The following is a 19172-nucleotide window of genomic DNA, read 5'->3' on the forward strand; positions in this document are numbered from 1 at the left end:
TCCCCCTTATATCAAATACTCCAATAGAATCGTCTTATCTACGGTTCCCAGCGCCACGGAAATACGGTCGCCGCTCTTCAGCTCCAGGCCGCGCGAGGTATCGGCAGTACGTCCGGATCTCTCAACTGAGAGCCCCTCGCCTCCGCGCAGCAGCAGCCGGTCGTTGTTGCCCGGAGTGAATACAAGCTTCTCGCTTTCCTTCAGCTCCGGCGCGAGCTGCAGCAGTTGATGAAGCGTGAACTTGCCACGGAAGGCCGAGAGCTTCTTGTACTGTGGATAGGTCTTCTCGCCGGTGTTGCCGTCAAGCACCTCCACCACCATTTGCCCTACAAAGCCGCGGTTTGATTTCTGGCGCATCAGCCACAGCACCACACCCGCCGCCAGCACCAGCACGATACCACCAATAATATAGTAGAGCGTATTGGAGGCAGGCTGCTCTAGCGCAGGCTCAGTGCCGCTCGTTCCCGAAGCCGGGCTTGTGGCCACCGCTCCCGTCTTGGCATTGATCTTGAGCACATCGCTCTCACGGTAAAAGCTGCTCTCCTCCGCACGCACCTTCAGCTCATAATTATGGCTCTCTGCAATCTTGAAAGAGCCCTTGAACTCCGCGCCGGAGTTATCCATCGGAAGCTCCTGCACCTTCCCCGTATCCACATCCGTAGCCAGCAGCACCGCCTTCATATCTTGATACAAATTGCTGAGCGTTACCTGAGCTCCATTGCTGAACAGGTGTGAGGAGATGTCTATGGTATCACCCTTCTTGTAGGTCTTGGACGGTAAGGCATCAAGCTTAAGCTCCAGATCATAGTTAAATACGAGATTGATATCAATCTTGTCTTTCGGCACGCCCTTCACCTGAAGCTTCCAGTCCCCCTGCGCTGGCGACAGCAGCTTGATCAGGCTGTAGGTGCTGGATTTGGAGAGCAGGACATTGCTTGATGGAATAGCCACTTCTTTGCCGGAGGGGTCAGTCAGCTTGGCGGTAACAGGCTTTGCGGACATGATCGAGATATTAGCCTCCAGCACGCTGCTGTTGGGAACATTTACCGTAACGTCCTGATAGCTTCCGTTCGCCGTAATGGACTGCACTGGCACAATCTTCAGCTTCAAATGGCTGGCAAAAATCTCGCTGAGAATCTGCGGCAGATCATCCGCTGAATCCGTTACGAAGGTCTTGCCTCCGGTCTTGTCAGACAGCCCGGCCAGAATCTCTTTGTTCAGCTTGCCGTCGGCGTTGAGTCCTATCGTATAGACCGGATAACCCTTCTGCTTGGCGGTGTTCACCGCAGCGTCCAGCTCCTGATCGGACTGGCTCTGGGTGCGGCCGCTTGCTTCATTGAGGTCATTGTTGCCGTCCGCCAGCATGACGATCATCGGCTCATGGGTCTTATCACTGCCGTTCTCCAGCACCTTCACGGCCTCTTCCATGCCGACGGCAATGTCCGTATACGCTCCACGGTCAAGGCCGTCAATGAAATCCTTCAAATCCTGCTTGTCGCTCGCAGAGCCGATCTGCAGCAGTGCCTTCTCCCGCTGCACCTTGTCGGTATAGGCAACAATGCCGACCTTATCTCCTTGCGCGGACAGCATATCTATGAACATTTTCATCGCTTCATTCGCGATCTTGTTCTTATCACTCTTATTCATGGAGTTGCTGACATCAATCAGCAGTACAGCATCAATGTGGGATGGCGCCGGTGATGCCGCGCTGGCTCTTCCGGCCGCAAACGGGGCGGCGGTGATGCACAGCATCAGCAGCAGCGGCAGAATACGCCGCAGCATGTTCTTGGATGTACTTGAAATACGAAGCTGTGTACGAAGCATAAATAGGGCTCCTCTTGTATTAAATTCGGCTCCTGTGACAGGGCCGGCAGCATAGCTAAATTCTGTCAATAGCATGCCATTATGATATAATTAAACCTTGTAAACTTCAACTTTAGGACCGCAGGACCGGGACCGGAACGATGACATGGACATTCTAGCACGCGTTCATCAATTAAGTATAAGCCGCGTTTCTGAACGTTCGGTAAAAAAAGCGCCGACTGATTGCAGCCAAAAGCTTCCGGCGTTTGTCCGGCATCCCGGTAGGCCATGCTTCCAAGAAGAAAGGAAGAGTTCCATGATTTCATACGTCATTCTCGGGATTACGTTTCTCTATGCCGTCATTCAGATTCTCATTTATGCTTCACGCAGGCGCAAGCCGCTTACCCGTGATGACATCGACGAGCGGCTGCTGGCCGCACTGAACGGAGGAGACCATGCCCGTAAATAAGAAGAAGCCCGTTACCTTCCGGCCCTTCAAGGCCCCGCGTTATGTCACTGACAAGCTGCGCATCTGCCGCCGCTGCGGCCGTTATACCGCGCTCGGTGAAGAACGGTGCGGCAAATGCGGCAGCGCCTCGCTGATTCCGGTAGAGAAGCAGGCCGCATCCCTTGCCGGACGCAAAATGCAGACCCGGCTCCTGTTCATCCTTCTGCTCACCCTGGGCTCGGTCTATTTCGGCCAAAGCCTGGAGCAGATGGTGCTGTGCGGCGCCGGCGGCATTGTGCTGGCCGGATTGTTCTACTATACGCAGCGCAAAGTGCGGCAGAACGAAAATCTGTACGCGCTGAACGAGCTGCTTGGCAAGAGCATCGACAGAATCTGGGATGGGCTGGAGATCAACCGCCAGGAGGCAGTCTCCGTACTCCGTGAAAATGATGTGCTGGCTTATGAGAAGCTGCGCGAAATCTCCGTCCTGCTGCGCGGCGACCGGATCGCCCGCCAGCGTGTTGCCCTGCTGCACGGCTTTCAGCTCCGCAAGGACATGTACCTGGAGCTTGAGCAGCTGCTGCTCAAGGATTTCGAGCCGCTGCTCGCTGAATATATCGGCGAGATTGCCAAGGTGCGGCCCGACCTTATCAAGGACCGCACACTGCGCTATGTCAAAGCCTACGAGGTGCAAATTCTCGAGATGAACAACGGCGTTGCCATTCTGGCCGGCGTCGCCGGAGCGGCTGTACGTCTGAAGCGTTACGCGCTGCTCTATTCCGGTATGATCGGAAGATACCTGGAGGAACTGCCCAGGGACCGTTTTCTGCGCTTATCCAAAATGATCACCGCCAGTCCCTACGAGGCCTGGAACGGACTTGATCTTAGGGTGGCGGAGGTCCGTGAGGTCAAATACCGCTGGGACCCGGATTTTTAACTATTGTATGGAAAGCAGCCTAATATTGAACGAAGGGGCTATTATAATATGACGTTCAAACAAGCCATATCCCTGCGCAATATTATGATCATTCTGTGTACAGTAATGCTGGTGCTTCTGGGGCAGAAGGTTCTGCGGCTCGACAGCAAGATTGCAGCTGTCCGGGAGGCTGAGCGGCTGTACGCCGCCGGAGACCTGATTGCCGCCGAGAAACAGTTCCGCCTGGCAGGCGCGAATTCTTCCATTATGTACAAGGAAGATGTGATTGCCTCAAGGCTGCAGGAGCTGGCTCCGATCACAACTATTCGCAGCAGGCTGGACACATTGGTATTAATGATAGAGGATCAGTTGACCACTAACAATTTCACCGGATTTATGGAGAGCTACGCCTCCCTGTTCAGCCTGAAAAGCCAATATATGATATCAGGCGGACCCTATGAGTCCTATTATCGCCGCTTATCGGCTGATTCAGGCATTTCAGACCGGCTAACCGCAGGATTCCAGCAGTTCAAGGCACAGTTTCTTGCCGGGCTTGCGGCGAGCCAGAGCGGAGCAAGCAGCGGCAGTACCGATGCCGATAGCGACAGCTTCAAATGGAACCTGCTGCGGATTCCCGATACATATTATGGAAGTGCGAAGAATAAAGAAGAACTGCTCGCCGCAAAGTTCAAGGCCCATGATACCGCCAGGCTCACAGCTCTGGCGGCAGCCGGCAGCTTCAGTCTCCTGCTGGACAATGCCTTGTCTCTGACGGAAGCGTACAGCAGCCACAGCTACAATGCGCCTTGGGTGAGACAGCAGGCAGAGGATAGCGCGAAGACAATCCTCCACAAGGATGTCGACGCTGAGCGTATTGCCGCCTTCTCCGGGCATGCCGTGGCTTACCGTAAATACGCCGCGTCGGCTGGCCTGGCCTCCTCCAAGGTGCTGTCCCTGATTGACAGCAGCACCGCGAAGCTGCTCCGAAGCGCTGCGCGGATGGTCCGGGGCGGTCAATACGCGGAAGCGATCCGGCTCTACGGGGACCTGTCCCCGCTTCAGAATACGGCGGCGGAAATAGCCGCCGCACAGGCCGCTTGGAACACCGCCGAGCCGGTCCGTCTGCTTCCCGGCGGCGAGGAGCCGGGCAAATATACGCATGTAGTCTCCGTCAGCGGACGTTACGGCGCGAAGCTTGCCGTGGCCGGAACAGACAGCAGCGGACGCCTGTATTATGCGGATATGAAGGGTGATGGTACGGTCTCCACACGGACCGGAGATATTATTCCAGGCTATGAAGCTCTTAGCAGATTTGCTTTTGATGACTCGTTGTCCGCCTACTTCAAGTTCCCGGTTGTGGTGGCTCAAGGCAGCCGCGAAGATGGGCGGACCGCTTTTAACGCCTATACGATCAAGCCTGAAGGCATATCCCCGCTCTTCTCCTTTGCCGGCAGCGGGTACGAGCTGCAGGCAGGCGACGGTTCTATCCGCGTAATGAATGCCGATACAGGCGATGGCGTTAACGGACAGACAGCGGTGTACCGCCAGACGAACGGCAGCTACCAATTCTCCGAAATCTACCAGGAGTATCCGGTGATTGAAGCCGCTGATCTGGAGCTTCACCCCTTTGAAAAGGTCTCCTTGAAGCTCGATATTTATATCGATTCCGCCGGAAGAGCCGTGTCCAATTCAGGCGGGCGTTATATTGTGCTTCAGGGTAATGTCGGCCAGACAACCGGCCTGGCGCTGGCCACCGGACAGTTCCAGAATGGCTACGACTACGCGGAGACTGACGCCGGAGAGCAATACGTGCCTGTTTTTGTCGTAGAGACAGTGGGGAGTCTGAGTCTAACCCCTTAAGACCAAGCAGTAATAGGAAATGGCAGCGGAGTGATGCACCCGCTGCCTTTTTTTGTCTGCCGTAATGATTTCATTATTTTTTCATTTTTACGGGCTATAATGAGCCATATAAGCACTGCAGAGGAGGCAAATATGCGGATTCTATTGGTCGAGGACGACACCAAGCTTGGATATATGATCCAGTACAAGCTGCAGCTTGCGGGGCACTTGACGGAATGGGCACGCAATTCGGATGAAGCGGAGCTGTTCTTTTCCACTGCGGAATTCGATCTGTACATCCTGGATTGGATGCTTCCCGGCAAAACGGGCCTTGAGCTATGCAGCCAGCGGCGGCGCCATAACGACAACACAGCCATCCTGATGCTGACCGCACGCGGCGAGGTAGAAGACCGTGTCAGCGGGCTGCTGACGGGGGCCGACGATTATATGATCAAGCCTTTCGCCTTTGAAGAATTGTTGGCCCGCATCACCTCACTGGACCGCAGAAAGCCAATCCGGGGCTATGTGGAAACGTATGAGGTCAGCGGCCTGCGGCTGAGTCCGGCCACGCAGGAGGCAGAACGTGAAGGCGTCTCCTGCCTGCTGACCAATCGCGAGTTTCAGCTTTTGGAGTTCTTGGCCCGGCATCCGGATGAGGTGCTCTCCCGGGAGCGGATTCTTAATTATGTGTGGGGCAATGATGCCGATGTGACCTTGAATGCGGTGGATGCCGTGATCAAGCTGCTGCGGAAAAAAATAGACGACCCCTTCCCTGTGAAGCTGATCCGAAGTGTGCACGGAAGAGGCTACCGTCTGGTGGATACCGGAGTTGAGCAGGATGATTCCTAATACCCGCAAGCAATTAACCGTCTTTTACAGCACCATGATTGGGTTAATTCTGCTCATCATGGCAGTTTCCTTCTACTGGGTATTATCGGATGTGGTTCACAGGGATGAGCGCCACAATCTTGAATCAGCCGGACAAAAGGCCGTGGCCGAATGGCTTAATCAATCCCCCCATCCCCAGGATGCGGAGGAAGTCCGGGAGCAGCACCAGGCGAATAGCCGCCGAATGGAATGGGAGTATCTGCAGAGTGACCAATTTGTTGTCATTGCCGGCCCCGCTTGGACAATCTCGGCTCATTCGTCTGAGGGCGCCAACCCGCTGCTCATGCCTTCCTTTCAGCAGCAACTGGATGCCTATAGCGATAAAAGCTACCTTCATTTAAGCAGTACATCCGGCAACAATCAGACGGTTTATGCGGTACTGCGGGTCGCGACCGGCGATGCAAGCAGTCACACGCTGCTTATCGGGGAAGATGTTACCAAGCAGGAGCATTTATTGAAAGAGATGAAGCTACTCCTCATCGCAATCACCGTTCTTCTGCTGGCGGCGGCTACAGTCCTCGGGTATGTGCTGGCCGGTCATGCCATGCTTCCCGTCAATCATGCATTTACGAGGCAGCAAAAATTCACGGCTTTCGCCTCACATGAGCTAAGGACACCCTTAAGCGTCCTTCAACTGTCCGTGGACATTCTGGAAGAAGAGCGGCACAAGCTGTCGCCGGTCCATCAGACCGTGCTTCAGGATATGAAGGAAGAAATAGCGCGCATGACCACTTTGACCGGACAATTGCTTACGCTGGCCAGAAATGATTCACCTCTACAGTCCATGAGACAGGAGGCCTTCGACCTGCAGCGCAGTCTTTCATTCGCTGCCGCGCGAATGCAATTAATGGCAAATGAGAAAAACATACATCTGCAGTTGAACCTGGGGAACCCGTTAGAAGCCTTTACCTGTATGGGGGACAGCGAGCAGATTGACCAGGTGCTGTATATTCTTTTGGATAATGCGATTAAATACTCGGCAGAAGGGGGGACAGTTACGCTGGGGATCACCCGGAATGATAACGATACCCTGAGCCTATCCGTTCAGGATACGGGCTGCGGAATTCCCGAAGAGGATATTCCCCATTTGTTCGAACGGTTCTACCGTGTAGACCAGGCCCGTACAAGAGAGCATGGCGGCACCGGACTGGGACTTGCCATTGCTTCTGAAATTGTCGGCAGGCACGGCGGCAGAATTATGGTAACAAGCGTTCTTCAGCAGGGAAGCACCTTTACCGTCATCCTCCCTGAAGCCAAACGCACACTTAGATAACCACTTTGACCATTAGGAGGTTTTGCTATGCTTACTGAAGTCTTTAAACACATCCATCCCATTGTCGTGCATTTCCCAATCGCCCTGATCCTTGTCGCGTTTTGCTATGATGCAGTGGTCGCCGTGAAGAAACGTTCTTTGCAGCCTGCGGCGGGACTGTGGATGTGGCTTCTTGCCGCTGTAGGAGCTTGGATCGCAATCGCGACCGGACCGGAGGATGATGCCCGCGGAGTAACTTCTTTCTTTGAGGCTCATGACACGCTTGCAACACTAACCGCCTGGGCAGTCTCCCTGCTCGTTGTATGGAGATTGTTGATGTACTGGAAAGGCAAACGGGCTTTCGTAAAAGCTCCGCTGGTGCTGTATTTGGTCGTTGCCCTTGCCTCCTGCGGACTTGTGCTCGGAACCGGATATTACGGCGGCAAAATGGTATACACAGACGGCGTAGGCGTATCAGCCCACGGCGCTGCGGTCAATCCTCCTGTGCAGGGGGATCATAAGTAAGTAGAACTGCACGGCGCAGCCCTAACAACGGCATTTCTGCCGTTGTTTCCAGCCAAATCGCCGGGCGTAGCTCCAACAACGGCATTTCTGCCGTTGTTTCCAGCCAAACCGCCGGGCGCAGCTCCAACAACGGCATTTCTGCCGTTGTTTCCAGCCAAACGCCCAGCCTTCGGCCGATACCGGCCGTATAACAAAGAAGCCGATGCGCCCCTGTGAAGGGGAACATCGGCTTCTTTATGCGTGCCTTCAGCGGCAGACACTGCCGCAGATCGCCTACTCTTTTACCGCCCCCACAACAATCCCGGTTACGAAATACCGCTGCAAGAACGGATACACCAGCAAAATCGGCAGAGCGCTTATGAAAATCTGCGACGCCCGGATGGTGCGCTGCGACAGATTGGCTACAGCGGCCGGATCAAGCTTCGACATATCTGCCTGCACGATGATCGTCTGCATAAAGGTCGCCAGCGGGAGTTTTGAAGCATCCTTGATATAGATAATCCCGTCGAAATACGAGTTCCAATGTCCGACCATAATGAACAAGGATACCGTGGCCAGTACCGGCAAGGACACCGGCAAATATACGCTGTAGAAGGTGCGGAACTGCCCCGCCCCGTCAATAAAGGCCGCTTCTTCGAGATCTTTAGGCACTGTGCGGAAGAAATTCAGCAGCAGGATGATATTGAAGACAGCCACCAGACCCGGAAGGATCAGCGCCATCAGGGAATCCATTAGTCCAAGCTTCAGAATCAGAAGGTAGCCGGGAATCAGACCGCCGCTGAACAGCATGGTAACGACAAAGTACCACAGATAAATATTACGTGCCCGAAACACATGGGATTCCTTAGAGAGCGCGTATGCAGCAATGGTATTCACCACCAAGGCCATCGCCGTTCCCAGCACCGTCCGCTCGATAGACACCCACAAGGCGGAGAGAAAGTTGGCGTTGTCAAACGTCTTGGCATAGGCCTCAAAGGTGAACCCGATGGGCCAAAAGGTCACCAGCCCGGCATTGGCCGGGGCGGATGCACTGAGCGATACCATCAGCAGATGATACAGCGGAAGCAGACAGAGCACGGAAATCACCGTAAGGAAGACATTATTGATAACGCTGAATATGCGGTAAGGTACTGTTTTGTGATACATAAGCGGTCATCCCTTCTAAAAGATTCTGTATCCGGCAAACCGGTAAGCCAGTCTGTAGGAGATCACGATCAAGATTAGGCTTATCGCCGATTTGAACAGATTCACCGCTGTAGCAAAGCTGAACTGCCCGCTGAGGAGCCCCTCTCTGTATACGAACGTGTCAATAATATCGCCCTGCTGATAGATCAAAGGACTGTACAGGTTGAACACCTGGTCAAAGTTCGCGTTCAGCACATTGCCCAGCGCCAGCGTTGCAACAACGATCGCAATCGGGATCAGGGCCGGAATGGTAATGTAGATCGTCTGCTTCCAGCGCCCTGCCCCATCCACCTCCGCCGCTTCATACAGCGCGGGATTAATGCCGGAAAGCGCCGCCAGGAAGATGATCATGTTGAAGCCGAATTCCTTCCACACATCGCTCGCAATAATCGTGAACCGGAACCAGTTGCCGTCGCCCAGGAAGAAAATCGGCTTAATGCCGAACACACTGGAGATGAACTGGTTGATAAGCCCTGTCTGGGCAAGCATATCAATCAGGATTCCCGAAAGGGTAACCCAGGATAAAAAGTGCGGCAGATAGACAAGCGTCTGGATCGTTCTTTTGAGCGCCATTTTTCTGACCTCATTCAGCAGTAAAGCGAAGAAGAACGGGATAATCAGGTTCATCACCATTTTGGAGCAGGCGAAGAACAGCGTATTCCACGTAATTTGCAGGAAATAATCATTCTGCCACATATATTCGAAATGTTTGAGCCCCACCCAAGGAGAATCTACGAATCCGAGCGCCGGCTTATAATCCTGAAAGGCCATAATAATTCCGCCCATAGGAATATAAGAAAATATAAACACCATAACTGCCGCCGGCAGCACCATAAAGTGAAGCATCCACGGCTGCTTATACCCTTTTTTCCCCGATGTACGCGGCTTCTTCCCAGGATTCACCTGCTGTATAGTGTTAGCTTCCATCGCTTCTCCCGCTTTCAAAAAAAAATTTTGTGTGTTGTATGAATCTCTGTTATAAATAGTAGCAAGCATTTTTGAGGTTTTATATATTACTTTGTTAGGCTCGCATAGGGATTTATTAGGGGCATCGTCTGGGGGGGACAAGGATGGGTCTAAGAAAAGCTTACACGTTTGTCACAGAAAAGGCCTGGACCAGGTGGAGCAGGTTTAGTTTGTTTGCCAAAATGAACAGTCTTATTATTGTGCTGTTCGTGCCGATCATCATCCTGTATACGTATTCAAATGACGTTACCTTTGATGTGGTAAGTAAAGAGCTGCAGGAGTCCAATACGAAACAGCTCACTTTTTTGTCCAGTCAGATTGATTCGCGGATCAACCAGATGATGGATTTCAGCCTGGTGTTCTCGAAAGATCCGAATGTCCGTAAATTCAACGGCCTCAACATGTGGGAGGACCGTTACGACCATATGCAGACCCGTTATGTCATTCAGGAAAAAATGATGCTCCAGTCCGGGGTGACGGATATCTGGCCGGCCAGGTACGCTGTATACTCCCAGTTGAACAAGGATGTCATCTCCAATTACGACAAACCGACTGGATACGATGAAAACTATTTGAAAAAAAATATGAGCGGCAAATGGACATACAGCGACGGCGGGGACGGGACTTCCGGCCAATCCAAGGCTTTTTACTGGTTCTATACCGATTCTATTGCCCCGCAGGGGACATTTACGGGAAGCGACTTGGTAGTTGAAGCCAGCTTCAGCTATCAGAATATCCAGAACATGCTGGACACTTACAAGTCAGGGGGGCAAGGCGACCCGTTTTTTTATCATAAAGGCGATGTGCCGATTCTGAACCGCAGTGCGGACCAGCAGCTAACCGGAGAACTGATCACTTATCTGGATGAGCATTCGCCGGACAGCAGCACGCAGCATGTGGTTAATCTGGAGAATAAAAATTATCTGGTCAGCTCGGTCAAATCCTCTTATCTGGACTGGTATCTGGTTGACATTGTTCCGCTGGACCGCATTCTCGGGCCGATCTCGGTTAGCCGCGATCTATTCTATGTATCCATGCTGCTGCTGTTTGTCGTGGGAATCTCCGCATCCATTCTGCTGTACCGGAACGTTCAACGGCCAATCATGAAGCTGATCAAAGGACTGCGGCGTGTACAGCGGGGCGACTATTCCGTACGTCTTCACACCCGGGATCAGAACGAGTTCTCGTTCCTCTTCCACCGGTTCAATGATATGTCCCATCAGATTCAGGACCTGATCGAGAATGTCTTCAACGAAAAAATCCGCGCCCGGGAAGCTACCCTGAAGCAGCTTCAGGCGCAGATCAATCCGCATTTCCTCTACAATTGCCTTGGTTATATTATCAATATGGCCCAAATGAAGGATGAGGAAGCCGTTGTGTCAATGGCCTACAATTTAAGCGCTTACTACCGTTACACTACCCGGATGGAACGGGATACGGCCACCTTGGACGATGAAGTGAAGCTGCTCGTCAATTATCTGGATATTCAGAAGCTGCGCAACGGACGAATTGAATATCACATTGATATCCCCAAGGAGATGCTGAAGCAGTCCATACCACGCCTTTTGCTGCAGCCGATTGTGGAGAACTCCGTGATTCATGGGGTCGGAAAGTCTTACACCTCAGGTGAAATCAGGATCAGCGGCGAAATCTCCGGCGGCTGCTGCCGGGTATATGTTGACGACGATGGTCCGGGCCTCAGCCCGGAGCAGCAGGAAGCGTTAAACCGCAAAATGCGGGAGCCGCTGCGGGAAGAAATGGGCTGCGGCCTCTGGAATACGAATCAGCGGATCATGCACCAGTTCGGTAATAACTCCTCTCTGCATTTCAAGGAATCACCGCTGGGAGGATTTCGGACAGAGATTATCTGGGAAATTCCGGCCGAAGAGGATCATCAGTTCAATACCAACCTACAAGGAGACCTGCAGCATGCAATTGATCATAGTTGACGATGAAGCTCACTGGGTGGATAACCTGTCCATGACCAAACCCTGGCACACGCTGGGAATCGAACAAGTACACAAGGCTTATTCCGCCTCCGAGGCGCTGCAGATCATCGAAACGAACCCGATTGATATTGTGATCTCTGATATTCAGATGCCGGAAATGACGGGTCTTGAGCTGATCGAACGGATACGAAGACGGGATAAGAAAATCAAATGCATTATTTTAACCGGGCATTCGGACTTTGAGTTCGCCAAAACCGCAATCCAGCACAGCGCTGTGGACTATCTGCTTAAGCCGCCGACAGACAAGGAATTGCTGGGTGCCGTCCAGACCGCGATTGAACAAATTAACGCGGAGTGGGAGCTGATCAGCTCTCTGGAGCGGACCCGATATACCCTGCGGGAGAACCTGCCGCTGCTGCGCGGCCAACTGCTCCTGGATGCCTTGCAGGGTCACCGGATGCCGGCCGACGAGTGGGAGCGCAAGCTTGGCAATTACGGCCTGCCGTTCAGCAGTGGAGACTGCGCCTTGATGCTTGTCCGGCTGGAGGAGGAATTTGGCCAATATAAGAACAACGGCCAGCCGCTCATTGAATATGCGGTCATCAATATGGCTGAAGAGATTTTTGGCGAATTTATGGAGGTCTGGGGCGTCAAGGAAGAGCATGGCTACCTTGTATTTCTGCTTCAGCTGAAGGAACAAGCCGCCGACCTGGGGCGAGAAAAGCTTCTGGAACAGCTCTCTGTGCAGCTTCAGTATAAGGTGCGGCAATTTCTGAAAGGCTCCCTTTCCATCGTCATTACAGAGTGGTTCGGGTTCCCCGGGCAACTGCATGACCGGTTCCGCCAGGCTGCGGCCTATTTCCGCCAGATTGTCGGGGATGAGCGGGAATTCGTTATGCGGGTCAGCGACTCCCATGAGCAGGCGGAGCAAGGGCCGCTGGACGCTCTGTACACCCCGCCTTCCTTAATTAATCTACTGGAATCCGGGCATTGGGAGGCAGCGGAAGCCAAACTGCTCGCCGTATGCGCAGAGCTGGACGAGAAATGGCCCGAATCCTGGGAGCACTGCATGGAGGCCGGATTCCTGATCTCCGCCGCTTTTTCCAATCTGGCACACCGTAATGGCCATACGCTGGCTAAGCTGTTGGGTACGGACATTGAAGCGCTGCAGAGCGGGGAAGCCTTCTCCTCCATCAACAAGCTCAGAATGTGGTCGCTAAGCGTGCTTGGCAAGCTCAAAGAGGGAACCTCAAGTGAAATCAAAGACATCCGTTCCCTGTACGTGAAAAAAATTCAAGAATTTATGGATAAAAATCTGCATCTCGATGTTTCCCTGCGGGTTCTGGCGGACCATGTCAATCTGCATCCAACGCATTTATCCAAAATTTATAAGATCGAAACGGGTGAAGGCATCAGCGACTACATCTCACGCCTGCGCATGGAGCGCGCCTGCCATATGCTGAAGAATACCGGCAAAAAGGTGTATGAAATCAGCACGGAGATTGGATACATGGACCCCGCCTATTTTATCAAAGTGTTTAAACGCCAATTCGGGGTCACGCCGCAGGAATACAGAGACGGGAAGAAATAGCATGATAGAGTCCTATCGAAACTAAGAAACTCATATAGATGCCCTCCCCAAAAAGTTGGTACAGTTACACATGTAAGGATCATACACAGTAGGGGGACATGATGAATGGTTAAGTTCAACAAGCTAGGCTCGCTTCTCGTAGTCACGGCTCTCGTCACACTGACAGCCTGCAGCGGAACGTCGAATGACAACGCATCAAAAGGCAATGCCGCTTCCAATAGCGCCACTACTTCTGAAGCCGATGCCGCCTTCGCCAAAGGCAAATACGATCCGCCGATTGAGATCAGCGCCGTATTGATGCCGAAGAAGTATGTCCAGGGCGACACGAAGGAAAATAACGTACACGACCGTTGGATGCTGGAGACACTGGGGATCAAACATAAAGATACGTGGTACCCGGCCAATGACGACCAATATAGACAAAAGCTTCAGCTTGCGATTTCCTCCGGCGAGAAGCTGCCTGATTTCGTATCGGTGCCTACCAATCCGGTATTGACCAATCAATTGATTGATTCCGGGCAGTTCATTGCGATTGATGAGCTGTTCGACAAATACGCCAACAAAATTCTTAAGGACCATGCGGCAGCACACCCTGAGCTCTGGTATCCATTCATGAGAGACGGCAAGAAATACAATGTGCCGATCATGGAATACACCGACAATGACGATACCCTGCTGTGGCTCCGCGAGGATTGGATGGAGAAGCTGAATCTTCAGGCTCCCAAGACCATTGCCGATTTAGAGAACATTATGGACAAATTCAAGAACCAGAATCCTGATGGTCTGGCTCCCAAAGATGTGTATCCGCTGGCAATTTCACTCAAAAATAATACAAACACCTGGATGGGCTCGCTCGACTGGCTGTTTGGAGCTTACGGCACCATTGAGGAGCAATGGAACAAGGATGCGAATGGCAATCTGGAGTATGGTTCCATCAACCCAGGCGCCAAGCAGGCTCTTGCGAAGCTGAAGGAATGGATGGACAAAGGTTATATTCATGCCGATTCCGCTCTGTGGGATGAAGCCAAATCCGCCGAGAGCTGGACCAAAGGCACGGCAGGCATTCTGCCAGGAGCCAACTGGGTACCGGACTGGCCTGCTCCCGACCTGCTCAAGAATGTTAAAGGCTCCAAATACAAAGCCTATCCAATTCCGGCAGGACCGGACGGCAAGATCGGCACCAAATGGCAGAATTCCGGCGTCAACTCCAGTATCATGATCAATAAGGATGCCAAGCACCCGGAAGCTATCTTCCTGTATTACAACTATTTGCTTGATAACGTCGCTAACCCCGCCGCAGGCAGCAAATATGAATATGGCTTCGCCAAAGGCTACGACTGGGATATCATTGACGGCCAGCCAACCAGCGATAAAGACAAGATCAAAGACTTCTCCAATGAGTTCCCGTTCTTGACCGGTCCGGCCCGTATTCCTGATCTGTACATGAAAACACTTGTTAAGCTTGCAGACGGCCAAAAGCCGGAAACACCTTATGAAAAACAAATGGCTGAGTTCCGCAAGCCGGAGAACTGGGCTGCTGCCAAGATCGTTATGTCGCAGAAGGACATCCGCAAGCAAAACTATTTCACCGGTGCGGCAACACCAACTATGGTCTCCAAATGGAACCTGCTGCGCCAGTCCGAAATGGAAACCTTCAACAAAATCATCTACGGCAAGCTGCCGGTCGATGCGTTTGACGAATTCGTCACCAACTGGAAAGCCAACGGCGGCGACCAGATCACGAAGGAAGTCAACGATTGGTACAAATCCGTATCGGCAAAATAATTGGGTGACAAGCGTGTAAGCAATATAAAAAGAAGTGCCGGCAGTCATTAGTGCTGCTGACACTTCTTTTTTGTTGCGGATGAAATAACTATGGGCTTTTTTCCATATCGTAAGATAATCTCCTGCTTACCTCATCCTGAAATTCGGCATTCTTTAATAATTTGGATAAAAACAAATCCAGCTTCTCTTTAAGCCAGATATGATCCAGGCCAGATTCTTCGTGAATAAAAATAGCTAGTTGAGTATCGTTGCCTTCCAGATCCGTGCAGTATAAGGCCTCTGTCAGAACAGAAATGGTAGAGCCGCCTTTGTTGCCAAGCTCTTTTAACTTGGAAGGGTCTACTTGCCGCTGAATTAACCGTTTCATAACTGGATTTATTGTAGAAGGAGTCAACTCCTCCTTGTGGATGAGCTTCATGAGGTGAGCATATTCTTTAGTGGTTGAGCGGGAAAGCTTTCGTGATTCCAGCAATTGCAGCTTTCGCGCATAATTTTGCTTGGTGTTCCATTTCTGAATACATGCTGTCCCCTGGCTACTGTTCAGCAGCTGATGGATTTCTATGGATTTTTGCATATATTCCTCATAGCTCATCTCCCCTATTTTTTGCATCGACTCTTTGAATCCTATGTTTTCTGTCTCTTGAAGATAAGATGACATTAATCCTGCAGACGAAAAAGGAAAAAGCTTGTCATGTGCTGAAAGTGAGAGTGCCGTTACATTCTCATTTATCTTCTCCAAACCCAATTTCGCTATAAGAAATTCCGTATTGGCATTGGAACTGTGTGATAACATACCGTGAGCGACTTCAAATAACGTTGTTTTTCCATTAACCTCTGTATCACCTGACTGGATCGACTTGATCCAGCTTGGATGAGCGTTGCCATCAGAACCAGGAATATAAAATTTATTTAATTCCTCTAGAGAGACAAGCTCATGTTCGTCTAATGTTTTGGCGGCTGCCTGGCGGGCAAACTCAATTGCAATGATCACTTTCGCAGTGCTGGCAAGGGGCATTTTTAATTCTGCGTTGTAACTGATTGTCTCCACACCATTTTTGATCATATACAAAGAGGCTTTATCCGGATTTTCCAATAAAAAGTTCAGTACGTCCATTTCTGTTTTCTTGTTATTTTGGCGTTTCGCAAGTAAGACAAGTAGCAGACCTATCAAAACAAACATTAAAACTATAGCCAAAATAATTAAAATGATCTTCATAGCCCCTCATCCTCAGTTTTAGTCAGTTTGGCTCCAGCGGACGAAACGATTTCAGATAATCGTGCACCTCTTCATCAGTATGCACCAGATCAATGTCTTTGGCAAAAAGAGACAGCGACAGCCAAAATAACAATGATCTCAAATACAAGGTCAAGCTGATCTTGGCTTTAATAAAAAATTAATCCGCAACTGATACTATGGAAACAGAATGAAATCAGAGGTGATTCGGATGAAAATACTAATTGTTGAAGACGATCTTCCATTGCTCGAAGCCATTCTTGAAATCTATGAAAATGAATCCTTTGATGCAACAGGAGCTTCGACCGGGGATGAAGGCTTCTACCTGGCAGAGAACGGGAGCTTCGATCTTATTGTGCTTGATATCATGCTGCCGGGAATGAACGGTCTTCAAATCGTCAAGCGGCTGCGGGAGAATCAGGTGGCAACGCCGATCATTATGCTCACGGCAAAGGACAGCGTCGAGGACTCTGTGAAGGGACTGGATGCCGGAGCGGATGATTATGTGACCAAGCCCTTTGCTGCCACCCTGCTGCTGGCCAGAACAAGAGCCGTGTTAAGACGCCGGGGAACCGTTAATCTGGAGGGCAATATGACATGCGGGGAGATCCAATTGGTCTCCTCTTTAAGAGACGCCTTTGCCCGCGAAGAAGCTCTGAAGCTTACCCCCAAAGAGTATGAGCTGCTGGAATTTTTGCTGTGCAACAAGGATCAGATTTTATCGCGGGAGCAAATTTTTGAACGGATATGGGGTTTCGATTCGGAATCGGCTTCCTCTGCCGTGGATGTCTACGTCCACCATTTGCGCAAGAAGCTGGCTCCCTATGGAGGCGACCTCTATCTGAAGACTATCCGCGGAGTGGGGTATTTGCTGAAGGGAGAAGACCATGTTCAGTAAAACCCGCCGCCAGCTGGTACTGCTGAACTCGGCAGTCCTTGTATTGATTTTACTTGTATCGGGCTTCGCCTTGTATATTCATCTCCGCTACCGGTTATTTCATGAAGCAGATGAAGCTATCCTGAATACAGCCAAAACTATGCAAAGCGCTTCCATCGACCAGATGCTTCAAGAAGATCATCCCGAGCCTGATGCCGACCGGAGAACCTCCTATTTCTTCTGGGACGGGCAAGGAAAGCTGATCATTCAATATCCGAAGCATGGCTTCACAAGTGAAGAGGCCCAGAGAATCAAGGATGCTGCCGCTGGGGGGGCACCCCGGACTGTAGTGACCGGCGACAACGGGGAATATCTGACTTTGGGTTTTGCCAATACCACTAGAGGAACGACCGGCTTCTCCGCAGACTCTCATGTCGCTTATGTGGTTGTGGTCAGAAATCTGGAAGAGGAGAACAAAATGCTGGACACACTCCGTATGGACCTCGCCATAGGCTGCGCTGTAGGTGTACTCTTTTCGATACTCATCGGCTTCTTCCTGGCGGGACATGCCCTTGTGCCGATTCGCCGGTCGTGGAACAAGCAGCAGCAGTTTGTTGCGGACGCCTCCCATGAACTGCGCACGCCAACTGCCGTGATTCAGACCCGTACCGAGCTGTTGTTCCGTCATCCGCAGCATACCATTGAAGAGGAGAGCCAGAACATTGCGCTGATCCTAAAAGAAAGCAAACGCATGGGCCGGCTGATTGACGATCTGCTGACCCTGGCTAGAACCGATTCCAACCAGCTCCAGATTCACGCCGCCCCGGTTCCGCTGCATCTTCTTCTCCAAGAGATCACCGAGCAGTTTGAGCTTCTGGCCGAAACGAAGTCCATTCAGATCCATTCCCAGCTCCAGCCTGCCGAAATTGAGGGTGACGACAACCGCCTGCGGCAATTATTCATTATTTTATTGGATAATGCGCTGAAGTTCACTCCGCCGGACGGCTCCATCAAGCTGAGCTGCCACAATTCCCCCCACTCTGTCCGCGTCCTTGTGAAAGACAGCGGCTGCGGAATCAGCCCGGACGATCTTCCACATGTGTTCGAACGCTTTTATCGCGGGGATAAAAGCCGGTCCCGCACCGAGGGCGGAACAGGTCTTGGCCTGTCTATCGCCGAATGGATCGTGCTTGCCCATAAAGGGACGATTCGTGTCGCCTCCCAGGAGGGGAGCGGGACAGAATTCCAGCTCATTTTCCCCAAGAAGCTGTAGCTTGTTCTCCGGCTCGCTCATTTTAAGAAAATTTCAATAATCCCTTCCTATACTTAAATTATTCACACAAGCATTCTATTGGAGGGATTAATCATATGGCAAAGATGAACAGTAAGTGGGTCATCCTGTGTTCCGCAGCGATTGGAGCGATCTACACTGCAGGCTATTTCTCAACCGACACGCTGGCGGCTATTCAGCAGCCCGTACCCTACAGTCAGGTAAGCGGCTCATCCAGCAATCAGGGCAGCAAGCTGGATAGCCAACCGGCTGGCAGTCAGGTCAGCGTTAAAGTAAGCAAGCCAACCAGCAAACCGGCCAGCACTAAGGTTAAGCCCAAAACTGCAACAGCCACCCCCGCTCCCGCGGTCAAAAGCAAATATAAAAACGGAACCTTCTACGGCGCAGGAAACAACCGGCGCGGATCTATTCAGGTAGCAGTAAGCATTAAGAACGATAAAATTACAGGAGTAGAAGTCAGTAATTACAGAATGCGTTACTCTCAAGACTATATAGCCGGCTTACCCCAAGAAATTATACAGAATCAAAGCGCTAAGGTGCACAACGTATCAGGCGCAACCTATAGCACCAGGGCGTTTAGGGACGCTATCCAAAATGCGCTTGACCAAGCGTTGAACGCTTAA

The 19172-nt window shown here is 51.6% G+C and carries 17 protein-coding genes; 12 read left to right on the forward strand and 5 right to left on the reverse strand.

The window, feature by feature from the left end:
• Positions 1-6: 6 nt before the first annotated feature.
• Positions 7-1782 carry a vWA domain-containing protein gene (locus ACX1DY_RS21370; protein ID WP_458966251.1) on the reverse strand — a complete coding sequence of 592 codons (1776 nt, stop codon included), beginning with the start codon at positions 1780-1782 and terminating at the stop codon, positions 7-9.
• Between the two features lie 337 nt (positions 1783-2119).
• On the opposite strand from ACX1DY_RS21370, the gene ACX1DY_RS21375 reads away from it, so the two are divergent.
• From ACX1DY_RS21375 to ACX1DY_RS21400, 6 genes are all read left to right on the forward strand, one after another.
• Positions 2120-2272, forward strand: coding sequence for a hypothetical protein (locus ACX1DY_RS21375; protein ID WP_458966218.1), 153 nt, complete (start codon positions 2120-2122; stop codon positions 2270-2272).
• Entirely contained in the window at positions 2259-3188 is a 930-nt protein-coding gene (locus ACX1DY_RS21380) for a hypothetical protein (RefSeq protein WP_458966219.1), read from the forward strand. The genes ACX1DY_RS21375 and ACX1DY_RS21380 overlap by 14 nt, the downstream gene beginning before the upstream one ends.
• Before the next feature lie 48 nt (positions 3189-3236).
• Positions 3237-5027, forward strand: a complete 1791-nt coding sequence (locus tag ACX1DY_RS21385; RefSeq protein ID WP_458966220.1) for a hypothetical protein — start codon at positions 3237-3239, stop codon at positions 5025-5027.
• A 132-nt stretch (positions 5028-5159) separates the two neighbouring features.
• On the forward strand, positions 5160-5855 hold the full coding sequence (locus ACX1DY_RS21390; protein WP_458966221.1) for a response regulator transcription factor: 696 nt from the start codon (positions 5160-5162) through the stop codon (positions 5853-5855).
• Complete coding sequence (locus ACX1DY_RS21395) at positions 5845-7167, forward strand: sensor histidine kinase (protein ID WP_458966222.1); 1323 nt, start codon at positions 5845-5847, stop codon at positions 7165-7167. The genes ACX1DY_RS21390 and ACX1DY_RS21395 overlap by 11 nt, the downstream gene beginning before the upstream one ends.
• A gap of 27 nt (positions 7168-7194) precedes the next feature.
• Entirely contained in the window at positions 7195-7671 is a 477-nt protein-coding gene (locus tag ACX1DY_RS21400) for a DUF2231 domain-containing protein (protein ID WP_458966223.1), read from the forward strand.
• On the opposite strand, the gene ACX1DY_RS21405 is transcribed toward ACX1DY_RS21400, so the two are convergent.
• The 3 genes from ACX1DY_RS21405 to ACX1DY_RS21415 are packed head-to-tail and all read right to left on the reverse strand — an operon-like array spanning position 7662 to position 9783.
• Positions 7662-7931 carry a hypothetical protein gene (locus tag ACX1DY_RS21405; RefSeq protein ID WP_458966224.1) on the reverse strand — a complete coding sequence of 90 codons (270 nt, stop codon included), beginning with the start codon at positions 7929-7931 and terminating at the stop codon, positions 7662-7664. The two genes, ACX1DY_RS21400 and ACX1DY_RS21405, sit on opposite strands and share 10 nt — an antisense overlap.
• A 13-nt stretch (positions 7932-7944) precedes the next feature.
• Positions 7945-8817 carry a carbohydrate ABC transporter permease gene (locus ACX1DY_RS21410; protein ID WP_458966225.1) on the reverse strand — a complete coding sequence of 291 codons (873 nt, stop codon included), beginning with the start codon at positions 8815-8817 and terminating at the stop codon, positions 7945-7947.
• A gap of 15 nt (positions 8818-8832) precedes the next feature.
• Positions 8833-9783 carry an ABC transporter permease gene (locus ACX1DY_RS21415; protein WP_458966226.1) on the reverse strand — a complete coding sequence of 317 codons (951 nt, stop codon included), beginning with the start codon at positions 9781-9783 and terminating at the stop codon, positions 8833-8835.
• A 143-nt stretch (positions 9784-9926) separates the two neighbouring features.
• Here ACX1DY_RS21415 and ACX1DY_RS21420 point away from each other — a divergent pair, with 143 nt between their 5' ends.
• The 3 genes from ACX1DY_RS21420 (at position 9927) to ACX1DY_RS21430 (ending at position 15147) form a co-directional block, all read left to right on the forward strand.
• Complete coding sequence (locus ACX1DY_RS21420; protein WP_458966227.1) at positions 9927-11771, forward strand: sensor histidine kinase; 1845 nt, start codon at positions 9927-9929, stop codon at positions 11769-11771.
• The gene (locus ACX1DY_RS21425) at positions 11752-13362 is read left to right on the forward strand and encodes a response regulator transcription factor (protein ID WP_458966228.1); all 1611 of its coding nucleotides are present in this window, start codon (positions 11752-11754) and stop codon (positions 13360-13362) included. Before ACX1DY_RS21420 ends, ACX1DY_RS21425 begins: the two co-directional genes overlap by 20 nt.
• A 105-nt stretch (positions 13363-13467) precedes the next feature.
• Entirely contained in the window at positions 13468-15147 is a 1680-nt protein-coding gene (locus ACX1DY_RS21430; protein WP_458966229.1) for an extracellular solute-binding protein, read from the forward strand.
• Between the two features lie 88 nt (positions 15148-15235).
• On the opposite strand, the gene ACX1DY_RS21435 is transcribed toward ACX1DY_RS21430, so the two are convergent.
• Positions 15236-16363 carry a serine hydrolase gene (locus ACX1DY_RS21435; protein ID WP_458966230.1) on the reverse strand — a complete coding sequence of 376 codons (1128 nt, stop codon included), beginning with the start codon at positions 16361-16363 and terminating at the stop codon, positions 15236-15238.
• A 229-nt stretch (positions 16364-16592) separates the two neighbouring features.
• On the opposite strand from ACX1DY_RS21435, the gene ACX1DY_RS21440 reads away from it, so the two are divergent.
• The 3 genes from ACX1DY_RS21440 to ACX1DY_RS21450 all read left to right on the forward strand — a co-directional run bounded on the left by ACX1DY_RS21440 (position 16593) and on the right by ACX1DY_RS21450 (position 19172).
• Complete coding sequence (locus tag ACX1DY_RS21440) at positions 16593-17279, forward strand: response regulator transcription factor (protein ID WP_458966231.1); 687 nt, start codon at positions 16593-16595, stop codon at positions 17277-17279.
• Positions 17269-18531 carry a sensor histidine kinase gene (locus tag ACX1DY_RS21445; protein ID WP_458966232.1) on the forward strand — a complete coding sequence of 421 codons (1263 nt, stop codon included), beginning with the start codon at positions 17269-17271 and terminating at the stop codon, positions 18529-18531. Before ACX1DY_RS21440 ends, ACX1DY_RS21445 begins: the two co-directional genes overlap by 11 nt.
• 95 nt (positions 18532-18626) lie before the next feature.
• A complete protein-coding gene (locus ACX1DY_RS21450; RefSeq protein ID WP_458966233.1) occupies positions 18627-19172 on the forward strand; it encodes an FMN-binding protein in 546 nt (181 codons plus the stop codon).

The sequence above is a fragment of the Paenibacillus sp. BAC0078 genome (assembly GCF_054483875.1).